The 19,455-nt window shown below is 70.1% G+C and carries 15 protein-coding genes; 11 read left to right on the forward strand and 4 right to left on the reverse strand.

Annotated features, from left to right (window positions below; translation table 11 throughout):
• Window positions 1–44 precede the first annotated feature (44 nt).
• The gene (folE, locus tag C1927_RS21070) at window positions 45–656 is read right to left on the reverse strand and encodes a GTP cyclohydrolase I FolE (RefSeq protein ID WP_079224393.1); all 612 of its coding nucleotides are present in this window, start codon (window positions 654–656) and stop codon (window positions 45–47) included.
• 782 nt (window positions 657–1,438) lie between these two features.
• Between folE and C1927_RS21075 the strand changes: the two genes are divergently transcribed.
• From C1927_RS21075 to C1927_RS21100, 6 genes are all read left to right on the forward strand, one after another.
• The gene (locus C1927_RS21075) at window positions 1,439–1,894 is read left to right on the forward strand and encodes a MarR family transcriptional regulator (protein WP_079224394.1); all 456 of its coding nucleotides are present in this window, start codon (window positions 1,439–1,441) and stop codon (window positions 1,892–1,894) included.
• A 108-nt stretch (window positions 1,895–2,002) separates the two neighbouring features.
• Complete coding sequence (locus tag C1927_RS21080; protein ID WP_010487502.1) at window positions 2,003–2,212, forward strand: DUF1656 domain-containing protein; 210 nt, start codon at window positions 2,003–2,005, stop codon at window positions 2,210–2,212.
• Window positions 2,209–3,126 (forward strand): efflux RND transporter periplasmic adaptor subunit, encoded by a 918-nt coding sequence (locus C1927_RS21085; RefSeq protein WP_079224396.1) that lies wholly within the window; start codon window positions 2,209–2,211, stop codon window positions 3,124–3,126. The genes C1927_RS21080 and C1927_RS21085 overlap by 4 nt, the downstream gene beginning before the upstream one ends.
• Window positions 3,123–4,592, forward strand: a complete 1,470-nt coding sequence (locus tag C1927_RS21090; protein ID WP_079224398.1) for an efflux transporter outer membrane subunit — start codon at window positions 3,123–3,125, stop codon at window positions 4,590–4,592. The genes C1927_RS21085 and C1927_RS21090 overlap by 4 nt, the downstream gene beginning before the upstream one ends.
• Window positions 4,593–4,595: 3 nt before the next feature.
• Window positions 4,596–6,635, forward strand: a complete 2,040-nt coding sequence (locus tag C1927_RS21095; RefSeq protein ID WP_108747715.1) for an FUSC family protein — start codon at window positions 4,596–4,598, stop codon at window positions 6,633–6,635.
• Window positions 6,636–6,702: 67 nt separating this feature from the next.
• The gene (locus C1927_RS21100) at window positions 6,703–7,101 is read left to right on the forward strand and encodes a hypothetical protein (protein WP_108747716.1); all 399 of its coding nucleotides are present in this window, start codon (window positions 6,703–6,705) and stop codon (window positions 7,099–7,101) included.
• A gap of 225 nt (window positions 7,102–7,326) precedes the next feature.
• On the opposite strand, the gene recD is transcribed toward C1927_RS21100, so the two are convergent.
• The 3 genes from recD to recC are packed head-to-tail and all read right to left on the reverse strand — an operon-like array spanning window position 7,327 to window position 16,165.
• Entirely contained in the window at window positions 7,327–9,192 is a 1,866-nt protein-coding gene (recD, locus tag C1927_RS21105) for an exodeoxyribonuclease V subunit alpha (protein WP_108747717.1), read from the reverse strand.
• Window positions 9,189–12,827 (reverse strand): exodeoxyribonuclease V subunit beta, encoded by a 3,639-nt coding sequence (recB, locus tag C1927_RS21110; protein ID WP_108747718.1) that lies wholly within the window; start codon window positions 12,825–12,827, stop codon window positions 9,189–9,191. Before recB ends, recD begins: the two co-directional genes overlap by 4 nt.
• Complete coding sequence (recC, locus tag C1927_RS21115; protein ID WP_108747719.1) at window positions 12,824–16,165, reverse strand: exodeoxyribonuclease V subunit gamma; 3,342 nt, start codon at window positions 16,163–16,165, stop codon at window positions 12,824–12,826. The genes recB and recC overlap by 4 nt, the downstream gene beginning before the upstream one ends.
• Before the next feature lie 212 nt (window positions 16,166–16,377).
• Here recC and C1927_RS21120 point away from each other — a divergent pair, with 212 nt between their 5' ends.
• The 5 genes from C1927_RS21120 to C1927_RS21140 are packed head-to-tail and all read left to right on the forward strand — an operon-like array spanning window position 16,378 to window position 19,455.
• The gene (locus C1927_RS21120; RefSeq protein ID WP_079225437.1) at window positions 16,378–17,166 is read left to right on the forward strand and encodes an ATP-binding cassette domain-containing protein; all 789 of its coding nucleotides are present in this window, start codon (window positions 16,378–16,380) and stop codon (window positions 17,164–17,166) included.
• Complete coding sequence (locus C1927_RS21125; RefSeq protein WP_079224408.1) at window positions 17,166–17,915, forward strand: MlaE family lipid ABC transporter permease subunit; 750 nt, start codon at window positions 17,166–17,168, stop codon at window positions 17,913–17,915. Before C1927_RS21120 ends, C1927_RS21125 begins: the two co-directional genes overlap by 1 nt.
• Window positions 17,916–17,973: 58 nt before the next feature.
• Window positions 17,974–18,495: an outer membrane lipid asymmetry maintenance protein MlaD gene (gene mlaD, locus C1927_RS21130; RefSeq protein WP_079224410.1), complete on the forward strand. Its 522-nt coding sequence runs from the start codon at window positions 17,974–17,976 to the stop codon at window positions 18,493–18,495.
• A complete protein-coding gene (locus C1927_RS21135) occupies window positions 18,492–19,154 on the forward strand; it encodes an ABC transporter substrate-binding protein (protein ID WP_108747720.1) in 663 nt (220 codons plus the stop codon). Before mlaD ends, C1927_RS21135 begins: the two co-directional genes overlap by 4 nt.
• A complete protein-coding gene (locus tag C1927_RS21140; RefSeq protein WP_079224414.1) occupies window positions 19,144–19,455 on the forward strand; it encodes an STAS domain-containing protein in 312 nt (103 codons plus the stop codon). The genes C1927_RS21135 and C1927_RS21140 overlap by 11 nt, the downstream gene beginning before the upstream one ends.

Consider the following 19,455-nt stretch of genomic DNA (forward strand, 5'->3'; position numbering starts at 1 on the left):
GGACGTGCCGGCCACGCGGGGCCGGCGCGGTGCGGGCAGGCGGCTCAGCGCCTGCCGCCCACTTCGATGAAGCGCAGGAACTCGGCGCGGGTACGCGCGTCGTCGCGGAAGCTGCCCAGCATCTTGGAGGTGACCATGCTGACGCCGCGCTTGTGGATGCCGCGGGTGGTCATGCATTCGTGGGCGCCTTCGACGACCACGCCGACGCCGATCGGCTGCAGCACATCCTGGATGCACTGGGCGATCTGCGCGGTCATCTTTTCCTGCACCTGGAAGCGGCGGGCGTAGGCCTCGACCACGCGGGCCAGCTTGCTGATGCCCACGACCTTGCCGGCCGGCAGGTAGCCGACATGCACGCGGCCGATGATCGGCGCCATGTGGTGCTCGCAGTGGCTTTCGTACTCGATGTCGCGCAGGACGATCAGCTCGTCGTAGCCAGCCACTTCCTCGAAGGTCCGCTCCATGTAGGCGCGCGGGTCGTCGCGGTAACCGCTGAACCAGTCGCCATAGGCTTCGGCGACGCGGCGGGGGGTATCCAGCAGGCCTTCACGGGACGGGTCCTCGCCGGCCCAGCGCAGCAGGGTGCGCACGGCATCCTCGGCCTGGTCCTGGGTCACATCGCCCTGCGGGGCGGCCTTTTCGTTGTTCTTGCTCATTGCGTACAGCGTCCCGAACGGGGGGCGAGCATCGTACCCGACCGGGGGGTGGGTCGTCCTGTGGATCGGGTTCATCGGGGGTCTGTCTTGGCGCGTCATTGCTATCGGTCTGGAGGGGGAGAGGGGGCTGCGCAGGACACGCCGTGAACCCCCCTCCGGGGTCCGGCCCAGCCGCTGGCGGCTGTGCGTTCGGGCGCTTGCGAGGCATGCCTCGCAGGCAAAACGCCCTCACCCATGGGGGCTGGTAGGCGCCATCCATGGCGCCTGCGGTCCTGGCCCATCCGGCCCTGCGCCACCCATCCATCACCCCGCGGGCGCGGAGGGTTGGCTCTTTAGAGGCAGGAGCGGTAGCGCCGGGCCAAGCCCGGCGAGCGCAGCGGCGCACGGAGCCGCCGGGAATGGCCCGGCGCTACCAGAGCACCTGCCGAAGCCACCAACCCAGCTTTTGCCCCCGCTTTCGGGCGGTCCGGCCGCGCCCGCAGGAAACTGTCCGGGAGGGGGAGAGGGGGCTGCGCAGGACCGTTGGCGCCATGGATGGCGCCATCGAGCCCCCATGGGTGAGGGCGTTTTGCCTGCGAGGCATGCCTCGCAAGCGCCCGAACGCACAGCCGCCAGCGGCTGGGCCGGACCCCGGAGGGGGGTTTACGGCGTGTCCTGGCCCGTCCGGCCCTGCGCCACCCCAACCGTCAGCACACGAGGCGCAACGCTTTCCTCAACGCACCCACCCCGTTCAGTAAAAACTATTGATAGGAATGAAATTAGTAGTATCCTATCTATCTCTTATGGACACACCCCTCGACGAACGTACCCGGCTGCAGATGCAGCTCAGCTCCGGCCTGCTCTATGCAGGGCGGCAGTGGCAGCGTCTGGCCGACAGCCGGCTCGGCAGTTACGGCATCTCCACCGCCTGCACCATGCCCCTGTTGATGATCGGCCGCTCCGGCGGCGGTATCCGCCAGGTGGCGCTGGCCCAGCAGCTGGGCATGGAAGGCCCGTCCCTGGTACGCCTGCTGGACAAGCTGTGCGCCAGCGAACTGGTCCGCCGCGAAAGCGACGCCAGCGACCGCCGCGCCAACCTGCTGTGGCTGACCGACGAGGGACAGGTGCTGGTGCGCGAGCTGGAAGAACAGCTCATCGGCCTGCGCCAGGACGTGTTCGGCGAACTTTCCATGGATGAACTGCAGGCCGTGCTGAAGGCATGGCGCCTGCTGGCCGAGGCGGCCGACCGCATCACGTGACGCCGTTCTCCTTGAAACACCGCCGCTGCCGTGCACGCGCCAGCGGCTTTTGCCCGTTGCCGTTGTCCTGTGTGTTGCCCTCCCCTCCCCCATCTCGCCCCCCTACCGATGCCCGGTGAATTCAGTCTCCACGGAGTGTTCGTCCCGACCCTGCTCGGGTTGATGTTGTTGGCCTACCTGGTCAACAGCGGCCTGCACGCGCTGCTGCAGCGTGCCGGCGCCTATCGCCATGTCTGGCATCCGGCGCTGTTCAACCTGGCGTTGTACGGGATCGTGCTTGGCCTGCTGTTCCACCTCCTGCGTTGGATGCAATCGTGAACAAGATCGTGAAGAAGACCCTTCCCATACTGCTGACCAGCGCAGCGGTGATCGTCGCCCTGCTGGTGCTGCGCCAGCTGTGGGTCTATTACATGGATGAGCCGTGGACCCGTGACGCCCATGTCGGCGCCGACGTGGTGCAGGTGGCCCCGGATGTGTCCGGGCTGGTGGAATCGGTGAACGTGGCCGACAACCAGGCAGTGAAGAAGGGCGACGTGCTGTTCGTGGTCGACCGCGCGCGTTACCGCATCGCGCTGGAACAGGCCAAGGCCAGCCTGGCCGAGCGCCAGGCGTCGGTGGCGCAGCTGCGCCGCGAGATCGGCCGCGACCGCAGCCTGCAGGACCTGGTGGCCGCCGAGGATGCCGAAGTGCGCCGGGCCAAGCTGCAGGCCGCGCAGGCCGCGCTGGCCACCGCCCAGGCCGCGGTGGACCTGGCCGATCTGAACCTGGCCCGCACCGAGGTGCACGCGCCGGCCGACGGCCGGGTCAACGACCGCACCATGCGCGTGGGCGACTACGTGGTGGCCGGCAAGCCGGTGCTGGCGCTGCTGGATACCGGCTCGTTCCGCATCGATGGCTACTTCGAGGAAACCCGCCTGCGCGGCGTGGCCCCCGGGCAGAGCGTGGACATCCGCCTGATGGGCGAGTCGACCGCGCTGCGTGGCCACGTGGAAAGCATCGCCGCCGGCATCGAGGACCGCTACCGCAGCAACGGCAGCACCCTGCTGCCGAACGTCACCCCGGCCTTCGACTGGGTGCGGCTGGCGCAGCGCATCCCGGTGCGCATCGCCATCGACGAGGTGCCGCAGGGCGTCGAACTGATCGCCGGCCGTACCGCCACGGTGACGGTGCAGACCAACAGCAGCAAGCACGCAGACAAGGCCGGCACCACGCCGACACAGGCGGGCCTGTGAACACCACCCTGCCCCGTCTCGGCCTGATCGTTGCGCTGGCCAGCCTGGCGGCCTGCAAGACCGTCGGCCCGGATTACGCCCTGCCGGAAGGCTCGGCCTTCAAGCGCCCGGAGGCCAACGCCGCCTTCATCGACACCCGGAACCCGGACGTCGCCGCCAACCAGGCACTGCCCGACCGCTGGTGGTCGCTGTACAACGACCCGGTGCTGGACGGCCTGATCACCCAGGCGCTGCGTGACAACGTCGAACTGAAGGCCGCCGATGCGCACCTGCGCCGCGCCGCCGCCGTGTACGAACAGGCGATGGATGCCGGTGGCTTCGAGTACGAGGCCGAGGCCGGGGTCAGCCGCGCGCAGCTGTCGGCCGAAGCCTTCCTGCAGGAGCACGAACTACCGGTGATCAACCTGGCCGACGGCAAGTTCGCCGCCAGCTACCAGTTCGACCTGTTCGGCAAGCTCAAGCGCGGTGCCGAAGCCGCCCACGCCGACGAACAGTCGGTGGCCGCCGCACGCGACCTGGCCCAGGTGAGCGTGGTGGCCGAGGTGGCCGACAGCTACCTGGAAATCTGCCACGCCAACCACGAACTGCACGTGGCCGAACATTCCCTGCAGCTGCAGCAGCGCAGCCGCTCGGTCACCCAGCGCCTGATCCAGGCCGGCCGCGGCACGCCGCCGGAGCTGGCCCGCGCCAACGCGCAGGTCGCCCTGCTGGAAGCCGCGCTGCCGCCGCTGCGCGCGCAGCGTTCGGCCGCGGCCTATTCGCTGGCCGCCCTGCTGGGCCAGACCCCCGGCCAACTGCCGGCCGGGGTGATCGACTGCGCCGACGCGCCGCGCCTGGCCCAGCCGCTGCCGGTGGGTGATGGCCGCGCCCTGCTGCAGCGCCGCCCCGACATCCGCCAGGCCGAGCGCAAGCTGGCCTCGGCCACCGCGCGGATTGGCGTGGCCACCGCCGAGCTGTACCCGGACATCCGCCTGGGCGCCTCGCTCGGTGCCGCCGGCCTGCTGGAGGACTTCGGTACGCCGATGACCCAGCAGTGGTCGATCGGCCCGCTGATCTCCTGGACGCTGCCGTCCTCGGGCACCCACGCGCGCATCCACGCCGCCGAGGCCGGTGCCGATGCTGCGCTGGCCGAGTTCGACCATGCCGTGCTGCAGGCCCTGCGCGAGACGCAGACCGCACTGGACCGCTACGCGCAGGACCTGCGCCGCCTGCAGTCGCTGCGCGAAGCCCAGCAGCAGGCCGCACTGGCCGCCGAGCAGAACCGCCGCCTGTACCAGGGCGGACGCACGCCGTACCTGTCCAGCCTGGATGCCGACCGCAGCCTGGCCACCAGCGATGCCACCCTGGCCGCTGCCGAGGCGCAGGTCTCGCGCGACCAGATCCATCTGTTCCTGGTGCTGGGTGGCGGCTGGCAGGCGACGGTCGCCCCGGCCGCGCCCGCCACCGCACAGGCCACGGCGAAGTAAGCCATGAACGCGCTGACCGACCGCCAGGCCTGGCTGTTCTCGATCAAGACCTACCTGGCCGCGGTGGCCGCGCTGTACATCGCCATGGCCGGCAACCTGTCGCGCCCGTACTGGGCGATGGGCACGGTGTACATCGTCAGCCAACCGCTGCTGGGCCCGACCCGGGCCAAGGGCGTGTACCGCATCGTCGGCACCCTGGTGGCCGGCCTGGCCACCCTGCTGGTGCTGCCGGCACTGGTGGAAACGCCCCTGGTGCTGAGCGCGGCGATGTCGATCTGGCTGGCCGCCTGCCTGTTCCTGGCCCTGCTCAACCGCGGCCCGCGCGGCTATGCGTTCCTGCTGGCCGGTTACACCACCGCCTTCATCGGCTTCCCGGCGGTGACTTCGCCGGAGACCATCTTCGACACGGTGGTGGCGCGCAGCGAAGAGATCATCCTCGGCACGGTGGTAGCGGTGCTGGCGGCCTCGCTGCTGTTCCCGGCCTCGGTGCAGCCGATGCTGCGCACGCGCATCGGCAACTGGATGGAGGATGCGTCGCAGTGGTGCCGGCAGATCCTCGAGCGCGGCCGTGCCCATGCCCCGCGCAACCGCCTGGCCGCCGACCTGGTGCAGTTCGAGGCCCTCATCGAGTTCCTGCGCCGCGATGATCCGCGTCATGCCGGTGGGGCCATTTCGATGGAACGCCTGCGCGAGCGCATGCTGCTGTTGCTGCCGGTGCTGTCCTCGATCGCCGATCGCCTGAGCGCGCTGCGCAGCGATGGCCAAACACTGCCGGAAGGCCTGCCTGCGCTGGTCGATGACATCCACGACTGGATCGACACACCCGCCAGTGCCAGCGACTACGCCCGCCTGCGCGCGCGCATCAGTGCGCTGAAGCCGCAGGTGGACAGCGACCTGCAGCACCTGCAGCTGGCCAGCCTGCTGCTGCGCCTGGAGGAACTGGTGGACCTGTGGCAGGACTGCCGCACCCTGCAGCACGCGATCGACCACGGCACCGCGCCGCTGGACCGCGCGCACTACCGCATCCGCACCGAACGCGTGGCCACCGACAAGCATGTCGACTACGGCATGGCGCTGTTCTCCGCACTCAGCGCCGGCGTGGCCCTGATGAGCTACTGCGTGCTGTGGATCGGCCTGGGGTGGGAAGGTGGCGGCAACGGCGCGATGATGGCGGCGGTGACGGCGGCCTTCTTCGCTGCGCAGGACGATCCGGCACCGAGCATGGTGTCGTTCCTGGTGTGGGCCATCGTCGCCTCGCTGGTAGCCGGCGTGTACCTGTTCGGCGTGTTCCCGGCCGTGCACGACTTCGGCCTGCTGGCGCTGGTGCTGGCGGTGGCGTTCCTGCCGCTGGGGCTGTTGCTGCATCACCCCAAGAGCGCGCTGTTCGCACTGCCGCTGACGGTGAACCTGGCCGCCCTGCTGAGCCTGCAGAACACCTACAGCGCCAACATCCAGAGCTTCCTCAATTCGTCCATCGCCATGTTCATCGGCATCGGCTTTGCAGTGGTGATGACCCGCCTGTTCCGTTCGGTGGGTGCCGAGTGGACCGCGCGCCGCCTGGTGCGGCAGGGCTGGAACACGCTGGCTGAGGCCGCCGAAGGGCGCGGCCAGCAGGACCGCCAGCGCTTCGCCGCGCGCATGCTCGACCTGCTGGGCCTGCTCGCCCCGCGCCTGGCGGCGACGCCGGAAGGCAGCGACATCGCCTCGGTGGACATGCTCAACGAGGCGCGCATCGGCCTGAACATCCTGCAGCTGCGCCGCGCCCGCCTGGAACTGCCCGAGCGCAGCCGCGAGGCGGTGGAGCACATCCTGGAAGAGATCGCCGCGCATTACCGCCGGCAGATCGCCGCACGCCACCCGATTGCCGCGGCCGAAGCCCTGCGCGAGCGCCTGGACACGTCACTGGGGCGCGTGGGTGGCGTGGCCGCCTGCAAGGCACGCGATGAAGCACTGATGGGCCTGATCGGCCTGCGCTTTGCGCTGTTCCCGGAAGCGAAGGCGCTGGCGCCGGGGTTGGCGGACGCCGAAGCACCGTCGGTGTGATGCGATCCGCCGGGCTTGGCCCGGCGCTACCATCGTCATCCCATGGCCATGCCAACAGGACGGTTCAATGAGTTACGACATGATGGTGTTCGAGGCCAGCGCGGCCCCGCGCGACGCAGCGGCCTTCATCGCCTGGTTCGAGAAACAGGCGGAATGGGGTGAGAACCACGAGTACGACGACCCGGCGGTGAGCAGCCCGGCGCTGCAGGCGTGGTTCGCGGAGATGGCACAGGAATTCCCGCCGATGAACGGGCCGCTGAGCAACGACGATGACGATCGTGCCGAGGTGACCGACTACAGCATCGGCCGCCAGGTGATCTACGGCGCGTTCGCCTATTCGGTGGCCGAGCGTGCGCATGGGCGCGTGCAGGACCTGGCCGAGAAGCACGGCGTGGGGTTCTTCGACCTGAGTGCCGATGAAGCGGCGATCGTGTTTCCGGACGGGCTGGTGTTGATCGCGGAGTAGGTGTGGCGGCAGGGCTGCGCCCTGCACCTGCGGTAGTGCCGGCCGCTGGCCGGCAACCTCAACGGCAAAAGCGGGTTTCCTGAGGGATGGCGCTCTGCTTTGGTGGGTGCCGACCGTTGGTCGGCACGGGGTCGGATATCGATGTCTGACAGATGTGTCGACCAACGGTCGACACCCATCAACAGCCGCAGTTGCCAGTAGATCCACGCCATGCGTGGATGGGGGTCAGAGCCCGTTCCCGCCGGGAACGGGATCCGACCCCGCTTCGGCACCCAACCGCCAGGCCAATCCACCGAGGCGGCTCGCGTGCCGCTTCAACGCTGCCACCAGCACCTCTTCGCTGGCGGCTACATGCAGGCGCTGGCGGGCGCGGGTGAGACCGGTGTAGACCAGTTCGCGTGACAGCACGCGGCTGTCCTGGCGCGGCAGCTGCAACCACACTTCATCGAATTCCGAGCCCTGCGCCTTGTGCACGGTCATCGCGAACGCGCTCTCGTGCGCGGGCAGTGCGGCCGGGTGGAACGCGCGCGGCTGTTCGGCGGTATCGCCGGGGAACCACGCCACCATCGCGCCGCTGGGGTCGCGCAGGCAGATGCCGATGTCACCGTTGAACAGGCGATGGCGGTAGCTGTTCTCGGTCACCAGCAGCAGCCGGCCCTGGAAGTAGCCGGGGGTGTTGCCGGCCAACAGCTGTTCGATGCGGCTGTTGAGCCCGCGTGCCCCCTGCGGGCCTTCGCGCAGGGCGGTCAATACGCGCAGGCGGCCAGCCTGCTGCAGCGCGCGGCCGGGATCTTCCGCTTCGGCCAGCGCGCGCCAGTGCGAAAGCAGGTGCTCGCGTTGCCCGCGCAGCGGGTCAGCATCGTTTTCATGGAAGCTGACACCGGACAGGCTGCCGCCACGCAGCAGGGCCAGTGCCGTGCGGCTGTCGCCCTCACGCACGGCCTGCGCCAGCGGCGCCAGCTGCAGTGCATCGCTTTGCCTGTAGCCACGCTGCAGCTGCACGCGGCGGCCGGCGAAGGCGCCTGGCGCGGCCTGCGGCTGCAGGGTCGGCGCCGCCAGCAGGCCGTGCAGGGCCTGCGCATCATCGGCGCGCGTACCGGTGCCATCGCCACTGGCGCGCAGGATGGCGCTGAGCACATCGCCGGCTTCTACAGAGGGCAGCTGGTCAGGGTCACCCAGCAGGATCAGCCGCGTGCCGCTGGCGATGGCGTCGACCAGCTTGGCCATCAGCGGCAGGTCGATCATCGACGCTTCGTCGACCACCACCACATCCACCGGCAGCGGGTTGTCGGCGTGGTGGCGGAAGCGCGGCGAATCGGGGATGACACCCAGCAGGCGATGCAGGGTAGTGCCGGTGCCCGGCAACGCGGCGCACAACGCCGGATCGAGGCCCTCTTCCTGCAGGCGCTGCACGGCCAGGCGCAGGCTCTCGGCCATGCGTTCGGCGGCACGCCCGGTGGGCGCGGCCAGTGCGACCTGCGGCACCGGCTCGCCGGCATGCAGGGCCTGCGCGGCCAGCAGCAGCAACAGGCGCGCGATGGTGGTGGTCTTGCCGGTGCCGGGGCCGCCAGTCACCAGCGCCAGCGGATGGCGCAGGGTGACACCAGCGGCGCGGGCCTGGTGGTCTTCCTGCGCCGCGGCAGCGGGAAACAGCCGCGCGAACAAGGGTGCCAGCGCCGCCATGTCCGGTGCCGGCAACGGGTGGCGGCCGATGCGCTGCAGTCCTGCCGCCAGCTGCCGCTCGTATTCGCGGTAGCGGCGCAGGTACAACAGGCCGTTTTCCAGCACCAGCGGTGCCTCGTCGGCAGCAGCGTCGGGGTCCTCCGGCTGCGCCACCCACGGCGAAGCCTGCAGCTGGGCCAGCCACTGCGCCGGCGCGGGCCAGGCCTGGAAACCTTCCAGCACGCGCTGCGGCTGTGCCGGATCGAACGCGGCATGGCCCTGCGATACCGCCAGCGATGCCAGTGCGGCGGCAACCGCCACGCCATCGGGCGTGTCCTCGCGCAGACGCCGCAGGCTGGTGGCCAAGGCATGGTCGAGGGTGCGCAGATGACCGCCGCGGTAAAGCTGCTGCAGCAGGGTGGCGCTCATGCGCGGGCTCCGATGGCGCGCGCGACCAGTTCGGCATGGGCGGCGTCGCCACCGGCGAACAGCGCGTCCAACCCATCCACCAGCGCCGGCGCGAAGCGGTCCACGTGCACGCCATTGCCGTCGCCATCCAGGCCGCGGCAGAACAGGTAGCGGATGCCGCCCATGTCGCGCACGTAGTCGTAGGCACCGCCCAGGCGGAAGCGCAGCCAGCGGTGCAGGGCCACGGTGTAGATCAGCGCCTGCAGGTCGTATTCGCTGTGGCGCATGGCGATCTGCAGCAGGTCCGGGCTGTAGCCCGGCAGACGGTTGGATTTGTAGTCGAGCACGTACCAGCGCCCATCGCGCACATAGGTGAGGTCGATCTTGCCGGTCATCAGCCCTTCCAGCCGGCGGCGCAGGCCGAAACCACGACGCGCGCTGGAAATGCCATGGGCGTGCAGCAGCTGCAGCAGTGCCGGCACGGCGGTCGGTTCGATCGCGAAGTGGAATTCGATTTCGGCGCGGCGCTCGCCTTCGCCCAGGCTGTGCAGGGCACCGCCTTCAGGCAGCGCGACGGTGAGCGTGTGGCCAACCAGCGGCACCAGCACCGCCACGCCGTCGTCGAGGTCCTCGTCGGCATAGCCTTCGTCGTGCAGCGCCTTGCGCAGCAGCTCGGCCTGCCCATCGGGCGCGGCTTGGTCGGGTGTCCAGCCGCCCCACGCGGCGAAATCGACGTTCTCCAGCGCCTCGTGCAGGACGTTGCCGAAGCGGCTGCCCATGAAGCGCGGGTCCAGCGGCGCGGCTTCGGTGGCAGCGGGTTCGGGCAGGGCCGGTTCCAGCGGCAGCTCCGCGCCGGCCGGCTCATCGGCCGCGGGCGACGGCAGTTCGGTCGCAGCAGCTTCGATGTCATTGCCGGCATCGGCATGTGCCAGCTGGGTGAAGCTGTACACCCACCAGTCGTGCGGCACGCGCCGGGTCAGGCCACGCACGGCCGGCAGTTCACCCTCCTGTTCCACCGGCAGCTGCGGCAGGCGCAGCACCGGCTCGCTGTCGTCGATTTGCACATCGGCGTGCGCGCGCAGCCCCTGCAGATCGCCCAGCAGCGGTGCCAGGCGGGTCTTGCCCAGTCCGGCGAGGTCGCCGATGGCGATCCACAGCGCATGCTCGGCGCGGGTCAGGCCGACGTACAGCAGGCGCGCATCCTCGGCGCGCTGCTCGCGGTCGCGCTGCCCGCTGGCTGCATCCCAGGCCTCGTCCTTGTCCAGCTTCCAGTGCAGCTGGCGCTCGCCGCCCACGTGCACGGTGCAGTGCGCGGCGTTGTTGGGTGCGCCACCGTCGATGCCAACGAACGGCAGGTAGACCAGCGGGTACTCCAGGCCCTTGCTCTTGTGCAGGGTGATGATCTGCACGCGGCGCGCATCCGACTCCAGCCGCAGCAGCTGCTGTTCGTCGTTCTGGTCGGCATTGGCCATCTGCCCCTGCAGCCAGTCCAGCAGGCCATGCATGCCCAGCGCCTGCGCGGAGGCTTCCTGCAGCAGTTCGCCCAGTTGCAGGTAGTTGGTCAGCCGGCGCTCGCCATCGATCAGCGCCAGCAGGCGCTCGCCCTGTGCGGCGCAGACATCGGCCACCACGGCGAACGGGCCGCCGCGCTGCCAGCGCTCGCGCCAATGCAACAGCTGCGCCTGGAACGCACGCTGCAGGTCACCCTCGCGTTCCATGCTGGCGATCGCGCTGGCCCGCTGGCCGAGCAGCACCGTCGCCAGCGCCGCGCGCAGGCGGCCTTCGTCGGCCGGTTGCAGCAGGGCCAGCAGCAGCGCGCGCAGATCGCGCGCCTCGCTGGTGGAGAACAGGCTCTGCTTGCCGGCTGCCACCGCCGGAATGCCCACCGCCGCCAGCGCGCGCTGCACCAGCGTTGCCTCGCGGTGCGAGCGCACCAGCACGGCGATGTCACCGGGCTGCACGGGGCGGCCGCGCAGGATGGCGGTGCCGGCGCGCGCGTCCAGCAGGGTCTGGTGGATGTCCGCCACGCAGGCGTGGGTGGCGGCGGCACGCGAGGCGTCGGCGCTCAGCGCCTTGTCGCCGTCGCTGCGCAGCACGCGCAGGGTCAGTGCCGGCGCCGCTGCACCGTCGCGCTGGTAGTCGTCGTCGCTGCGCACGCCACCGGGACGGACCGGCTCGAAGCCGATGCCCGCCTCCAGGAACGCGTCGTCGCCGCCGTTGTCGTACAGCGCCTGCAGCGCGCGCAGCACCGAGGGCCGCGAACGGAAGTTCTGGTCCAGCGGCGGTGCCGGCCGCGCGGCCTGCTTGGCCTTGAGGTAGGTGTGGATGTCGCCGCCACGGAAGCCGTAGATCGCCTGTTTCGGGTCGCCGATCAGGAACAGCGCCGGTGGCAGGCCCAGCTGCTGCACCTCCGGCGAATCGCCGAACACGGTGTGGAAGATGCCCCACTGGCGATCATCGGTGTCCTGGAATTCATCGACCAGGGCGATGCGGTACTGCTGGCGCAGCTTGCGTACCAGCTCCAGCCGCTGCGAGCCCTCCAGTGCATGGGCCACGCCGTCGATCAGGTCGTCATAGGTCTGCACGCGGCGCGTGCGCTTGAGCGTGGCCAGGCGCTGGGTGGCTTCCTCGCGCAGGGCGTGCAGGAAGTTCAGCGCCGCGGCGCGCAGCCACTGCTCGCGCTGGGCCAGCAGGGCCACGTAGCGCTGCAGTGGGGCCTGCAGCTGCGAGGACGGCGTGCGGTCGGCGAACTTCTTGTTGGTCTTGGCCACCAGTGCATCGGGCAGCAGCGCCGGCAGGCGGTCGCTGGACAGCAGTTCGGTGGCATCGCCACGCCCGGCCCAGGCCAGCAGCTGCCGGCCCAGCGGATGCAGCCAGCCCAGCTTGTAGGAAACGCCGTTGATCCACTTGTTGTCGACGGCCTCGCACAGGTCGAGGAAGAACTGCTCGCCATGCTCGCGCACGGCCATCGACAGGTCCGCCGCTGCGCCCTGCAGGGCCGCGCGGGGATCCTCCACCGCCAGCGGCTGCGGGCGCGGGTACAACGGCGGCGAGGCCAGCAGCGCGCGCAGGTCCGAGGCCAGCGCGTCCGGGTTCGACCACAGCCAGGTCAGCGGCTCCAGCGTCGCCGCATCGTTGGCGTGCACGCGCCACAGGTCGGCCGCCAGTTCCTCCAGCAGCTCGCGGTCGCTGGCCAGCAGTTCCGGCGGATCGAAGGTATGCCCGCTTTCCAGCGCATGCTCGCGCAGTACGCGGGTGCAGAAGCCGTGGATGGTGAAGATCGAGGCGAGGTCGATTTCATCGGCGGCCACCTGCAGGCGGCGCTTCAGCGCGACGGCGCTCTCGCTGCCCGCTTCGAGGTGGCGCTGCAGCACCTGCCGGGTCAGCAGCGCGTCGGGGGCTTCGTCATCGGCGGGCGGCAGATCGACCAGGCGCGCGGCCAGCGCCAGGCGCTCGCGGATGCGCTTGCGCAGTTCCTGGGTGGCGGCGTCGGTGAAAGTGACCGCCAGGATCTGGCCGATGCGCAGGCCCTGTTCCACCACCAGGCGGGTGAACAGCGTGGCCAGGGTGAAGGTCTTGCCGGTACCGGCGCTGGCCTCGATCAGGCCGATGCCCTGCAGCGGCAGCAGCAGGTAGGGATCCACGGGGGTGCTCATGCGTCGGCCTCCTTGCCGGTGCCCGCCGGGCCACGCCCATCGCGTACCGCACCGAAGACGACCTGGCTGTTGCGCAGCAGGTCGGCGTAATCATCGTCATCGGCGAAGGGATCGGCGCCGCGCAGCAGCAGCTGCCACGCATCGCTGTTGGCTTCGCCCCAGCTGCGGTCGCTGCCGTGCCACTGCTTCCAGCCTTCGCTGCGTTGTTTTTCCACCGGGGCGGTGAACAGCACCCAGCCGGTGTACGGGGCGAAGCGCAGCGGCTCGCGCAGGCCACGCTGGCGCAGCTGCAGCAGGGCGCGCAGGGCCGCGCGCGCGGCCGATGCGCCCGGCGCGGGCAGGACGTGCGGCCCGGGGCCGGCGTCGCCACCATCGTGGAACTGCACCAGCGGCAGCGCGTCACCGGCGGCATTGGCCAGCAGCCAGTCGAGGCCCTGGCGGATCACCGCATTGCCGTTCAAGGTGCCGGCGCGCAGGCGCACCAGGCCCTCGGGGTGACGATCAGCCACGCGCCCGTGCAGGCGCACGCCGTCGATCTCCACTTCATACCGACGGCTTTCCAGTGGCTGCCCCTGCATCCAGCCCAGCATCGCACTGGCGTAGGGGCGGGTCTTGATCTGTTCGGCTTCGAACTGGCGCTCGCCCAGCGCACCGGACGGCAGCAGGCCGCGGGCGCGCAGGCGCGGGTACAACGGCTCGACATCACCGCTGATGGTGGCGCGCACCACCGCAGCCTGCACGCTGCGCTTTTCCGGGCCGCGCGAGGACAGCACCAGCGGCTCCAGGTCATCCACGTCTTCAACGTCGTCGGCCAGGCGCAGGCCCAGGGCCTGGGCCAGGAACTGCCCGGCCGGGTCGCACAGGAAGCGGCGCAGCGTATCCAGTGCGACTTCGGTTTCCACCGCATCGTCCACGGGCGGCGGCAGCGCGGCATCGAACCACGGCTGCAACCCACCACGCTGGCCAGCCATGCGCCCGGCGGCCGGGTGCCACTGCCGGCGGTAGCTGAAACGGCGCGGATCACCCTCGCCGAAGGCGGCAGGCGAGAACGGCTGCAGCGCATGGCGCACGGTGAACCCGCGGGTGGCCGCGACCGGGTCCTGGTGGTAGGCCGCAGCCGCGTCGATCAGCTCGCTGACCAGCACCGAGGGCTCGCGCACGCTGCCATCGCGCGGGTCTGCCCCCAGGTAGCTCAGGTAGAACACATCCTGCGCGGCGGCGAACAGCTGCAGGAACAGGAAGCGGTCATCTTCGCGGGTCGAACGGTCGCCCGGTCGGCGGCGCGGCGTGTCCAGCTCGGCGGTGAGCTGGTTCAGGCCGGCGGCCGGGTCGCGGCGCGGGAAATCGCCATCGTTGAGGCCCAGCACGCAGATCACCCGGAACGGCAGCAGGCGCATCGGCACCATGCGGCCGAAGCTGATGCCGCCGGTCAGCAGTGGCGCACGCGTGTCGGCCTCGGACAGGGCGCCGGCGAAGTGCGCACGCACCACCTCCGGCGGCACGCCGTCCTCGAAGCCGGCCTTGTGCGCGTCGTCGGCAAACTGGTTGAGCAGCTTGCGCAGGCGCTCCAGCGCGCGCTGGCTGTTGGGTGAACTGGGGGCTTCCGGCAGCAGCGCATCGAGCAGGGACAACAGGCGCTGCCGCCATTGTGCCGGGCTCAGGGTCTCGCCCAGCCTGCGCTGGTAGAGCGCCAGCACGCGCAGCAGCCGCAGCAGCCGGTCCAGCGCGTCCAGTGCGCCGCCCTCCAGTTCGATCCACGGCGCGACGCCGGCCAGGTCCACATCACTGCCGGTGGCGTGGCCCAGCAGCAGGCGATCCAGCGCGAACTGCCAGGTGTAGGCGTCGTCGCGCGGCGCCAGCAGCTGGCCGCGATGGTTGGCATCGAGGCCCCAGCGCGCGCCGGCCTGCTGCAGCCAGCCATGCAGGCGGTCGAAATCCACCGCCTCCAGCCCGGCCGCCTCGGCCAGCGGTGCGCTGGCCAGCAGGTCCAGGATCTCGTTCAGGCCGAAGCGCGATACCGGCAGCGACAGCAGGTGCACGAACACGTCGGCCAGCGGCTCGCCCGCCAGCGGGCTGCTGTCGGCCAGCGCATAGGGGATATGTTCCTCGTCACCGCCACGGCCACCGAACACGGCTTCCAGGTACGGCACGTAGGGATCGATGTCCGGCGCCAGCACCGCGATCTCGCGGGCCTGCAGCGGCGGGTCGAAGCGCGGGTCCTGCAGCAGGCTGCGCAACTGGTCGTGCAGCACCTGCAGTTCGCGCAGGCGGGTATGGCAGGCATGCACCTGCAGGCTGGGGTCATCGCTGCGCAGTTCCGCGCGCAGTTCGCCCGAGGGCAGTGCGCGGCGGTGGAACAGATCGCGCTGCAGGCGGTGCAGCAGGCTGTCTGCCAGGCCGCCCTCGGCCAGGGTCGGGCGGGTGTCATCCTCGGGATCGGAGTACGCGGCGATCTCGCCGGCCGGGTGCACGACTTCGTAGCTGCCCAGCACCGCCATGAAGTCGCGGCCAGCCGCGCCCCAGGCCTCCAGCAGGCGGTTCTCGCCCGCGGCCTCGCCGAAGGGATCGGGCGCGCCGCTGCGCAGGCGCTCGGCCAGGGTCTGCAGGTCGCCCCAGTAGGACTGCACCGGCGTGGGCATATAGAAGTGCAGCTCGCCCACACGGGCCTGGGTGGCCATCACCCGCAGCACATCGGGCGAGATGTTGAGCGTGGCGAACGCCGACAGGCGCGGCGGCAGGCCGTTCGGCTTCACCTTGTCCGGCCCTTCGAAGCGATCCAGGTAGGCCTGGATGCGCCGCGCGCGGTAACCGCGTCCGCCGGCGATGGCCCGCCACAGGATCGCCTGCGGATCGGCCGGGTCGGCGCCGGCATCCCAGCGCAGCAGCCAATCACGGCGCCAGGCCTGGTACTTCTCGAACACCGAGGCCAGCTCGCCCGCCAGCGCCCACGGCTTCAGGGCATCACCGCCGGCAAGATAGGCCTGCAGCGCACGCATGGGTGGCTGTGCCAGCAGCGCGGGGTCGCGCAGCGCCTGGTACAGCTTCCAGTGCAGGCCGGCGGCATCGAGGTCGTCGCTTTCGCCGGTGACGTTCGCGTTGAGCGCGCGTGCGACGAACTCGCCCGGGGTGAGGAACTCCAGGTTGGCCGCCACGCCGTACTCGGCCGCCAGGGTTGCCTGCAGCCACCGCCGCATCGCCACCTGCGGGATCAGCACCACCTCCGGCGCCAGCAGCGGCTGGCCCGGCACCGGGGTGCGCACGTTGCGGGCCAGCAGGGCGGCCAGCACGTCCAACGAGTTGGAGTGGTAAAGGCGGAAGTCGCTGAACGGGTCGGTCATCGTGCACAGTGTGCAGGACGCTCGGCAGTATTCAATGGTGACGTACGTCACTGGGGGACGCAGCGACCGCTGCGATGGATTGTTCCGGCACCCCCGGGAATTGTCCCGGCCTGTCGCCGGCCGCGACGTGCCACAATACTGCACCGTCCAGTCTGCTTATGTTCAGCCGGCTGACCCCACCCTTCGATGTCTAAAAAACGTTAATGGTGCCCATGTCGGCTTCCGCCTCCAGTCTGGTGCAGTTGTCCAACGTCCGCATCGACCGGAGCGGACGCACGATCCTGCGCGACGTTTCGCTGCAGGTTCCACAGGGCAGCATCACCGCCGTGCTGGGTCCGTCCGGCAGCGGCAAGTCGACCCTGCTGGCAGCGCTGACCGGCGAACTGCGCCCGGTCGCCGGTGAGGTCACCCTGTTCGGCAAGCCCATTCCGCATGACAGCGGCGCGCTGCTGGAAATGCGCAAGAGCGTGGGCGTGCTGCTGCAGGGCAATGGCCTGCTGACCGACCTCACCGTGGCCGAGAACGTCGCCCTGCCCCTGCGCACCCATACCCGCCTGCCGGCCGCGGTGCTGCGCCGGCTGGTGCAGATGAAGCTGCACGCGGTAGGCCTGCTGGCCGCCGCCGATGCCTGGCCGCGCGAGCTGTCCGGTGGCATGGCGCGCCGCGTGGCACTGGCCCGCGCGCTGGCGCTGGACCCGCCGCTGATGATCTACGACGAGCCGCTGACCGGGCTGGACCCGATCGCCTCCGGGGTCATCATGAGCCTGATCCAGCGGCTCAACCACAGCCTGGGCCTGACCAGCATCATCGTCAGCCACCACGTGCATGAAACCCTGCCGATCTGCGACCAGGTGATCGCCATTGCCAATGGCGGCATCGTGTTCCAGGGCACGCCCGAAGCGCTGCAGTCCAGCCAGGACCCGCTGCTGCGGCAGTTCCTGCATGGCCAGCCCGACGGCCCCATTCCGTTCGACGCCGCTCCGCGGGCGAGGGTTGCCTGATGCCGTTCGTGCAAGCCACCCGTTCGCTGGGCCGCGCCGGCCTGTTCTCGCTGACCGTGCTGCGTGGTTCGCTGCCGACACGTGATTTCCTGGCCGAGCTGACCCGCGAGATCTACAAGATCGGCGCGCGCTCGCTGCCGATCATCGCCGTCGGCGGTGCCTTCGTCGGCCTGGTGCTGACCCTGCAGGGCTACCGCACGCTGACCACCTTCGGTGCGGCCGACGCGCTGTCGACCCTGCTCGGCCTGTCGCTGTACCGCGAGCTGGCGCCGGTGCTGACCGCCCTGCTGTTCATCGGCCGCGCTGGCAGCTCGATCGCCGCCGAACTGGGCCTGATGCGCGCCACCGACCAGATCAAGGCATTGGAGCTGATGGCCATCGACCCGGTGGCCAAGGCGGTGGCGCCACGCTTCTGGGCGGCGGTGCTGACCGTGCCGCTGCTGACCGGCATCTTCTGCTCGCTGGCCATCAGTGCCAGCTACTTCGAAGCCGTGCACGTGCTGGGCCTGGACAATGGCGTGTTCTGGTCGGCGCTGCGCAACAGCGTGGACTTCTGGGATGACTTCGGCGTGGCGATGCTGAAGTCGGCGATCTTCGGCGGCACCGCCGCGCTGGTGGCCTCCTACGTCGGTTTCCATGCCGAGCCGACCATCGAAGGTACTTCGGTGGCCACCACCCGTGCGGTGGTCAACGCCTCGCTGCTGGTGCTGATGTTCAACTTCGTGCTGTCGGCAATGTTGTTCACCTAACCCCTCCTTTGGCGGTGCGCAGGGCGCGCGGCCACCACGACTCGATCAGGTAATCCACATGGCCATACGCGGTCCCAGACTCGAATTCTCCGTCGGCGCATTCCTGCTGCTGGCCCTGGCATCGCTGATGGTGCTGGCCGTTGCCTCGACCAACCAGCGCTGGAGCTGGGGCGGCCAGGGCTATGAGCTGAAGGCACGCTTCTCCCAGGTCGGCCAGCTGCGCAAGCAGGCGCCGGTGAAGATCGGCGGCGTCACCGTCGGCCAGGTCGCCTCGATCGAACTGGACCCGGTGAAGTTCGAGTCGATCGTGACCCTGCGCATGGACAGCAAGGTCAAGGACCTGCCGGCCGATACCTCCGCCGGCATCTTCACCAGCGGTTTGCTCGGCGAGAGCTATATCGGTCTGCAGCCCGGTGGTGATCCGGAAGTGCTCAAGCCCGGTGAGGAGATCGTCTTCACCCAGCCGGCGGTGGACCTGCTGCAGCTGGTCGGCAAGTACATGTTCAGTGGCAGCGCCGGTGGCGCTGGCCAGAAACCCAACGATGGCGAGCAGTCGCCTGCAACGGAACCGCAACCATGAAGATGAAACTGATCCCGGCCCTGCTGGCCTCGTCGCTGCTGCTGGCCACCCCGTTCCTGGCCCAGGCGCAGTCCGCCCCCGCCGCTGCCGCCGCCCCGCAGGGCCAGGCCGGCAAGGTGGTGATCGACGCCAGCAGCCGCATCATGTCGACCCTGCAGCAGCGCCGCGCTGAGTTCACCAGCAACCCGGCCAGCCTGCGCAGCTACATCGACAGCGAACTGACCCGCACCTTCGACCGCGACTATGCCGCGCGCCTGGTGCTGGGCACGCACGCCCGCGGCGCCTCCGACGCCGACATCAAGCTGTTCGCCGATGCGATGGCCGACAGCCTGATGCAGCGCTACGGCTCGACACTGCTGAACATCCAGGGCAAGCCGAGCTTCCGCCTGAAGGGCGAGAGCCCGCTGCCGGGCAACCGCGGCGTGCGCGTGGCCACCGAACTGGTGCGTGCCGGCAACGAGCCGACCCCGGTCGAGTACTGGATGCGCAACGTCAACGGCCAGTGGAAGATCTTCGACGTCAACATCGAAGGCATCTCCTACGTGCAGACCTTCCGCAACCAGTTCGACGCCCCGCTGCGCCAGAAGGGCATCAAGCAGGTGGCCAGCGAACTGCGCAGCGGCAGCATGCAGGCCGGGCCGGCCGGCAATGGCAAGTAAGCCGCTGGCACTGCTGGAAGGCGACACCCTGCGCCTGCGCGGGGTGCTCGACCGTGCCGCGGTGATCGCCTTGTGGCCGCAGTTGCAGGCCCTGCCGGCAAAGCTGGCACGACTGGAGCTGGGCGAGGTCGAGCGCGTGGACAGCGCCGGCCTGGCGCTGCTGGCCGAACTGGCCGCGCGTGCGCGCACCCAGGGCCACCCGCTGGCGATCTCCGGCACCCCGGCTGGTTTCAACGAACTGAGCGCGGCCTACCGGCTGTCGCCCGATCTGGATTTCAATGCACCTTCTGCTGCGAGCTGA

The sequence above is a fragment of the Stenotrophomonas sp. ZAC14D1_NAIMI4_1 genome, from assembly GCF_003086775.1.
In the GTDB taxonomy this organism is placed as follows: Bacteria; Pseudomonadota; Gammaproteobacteria; order Xanthomonadales; family Xanthomonadaceae; genus Stenotrophomonas.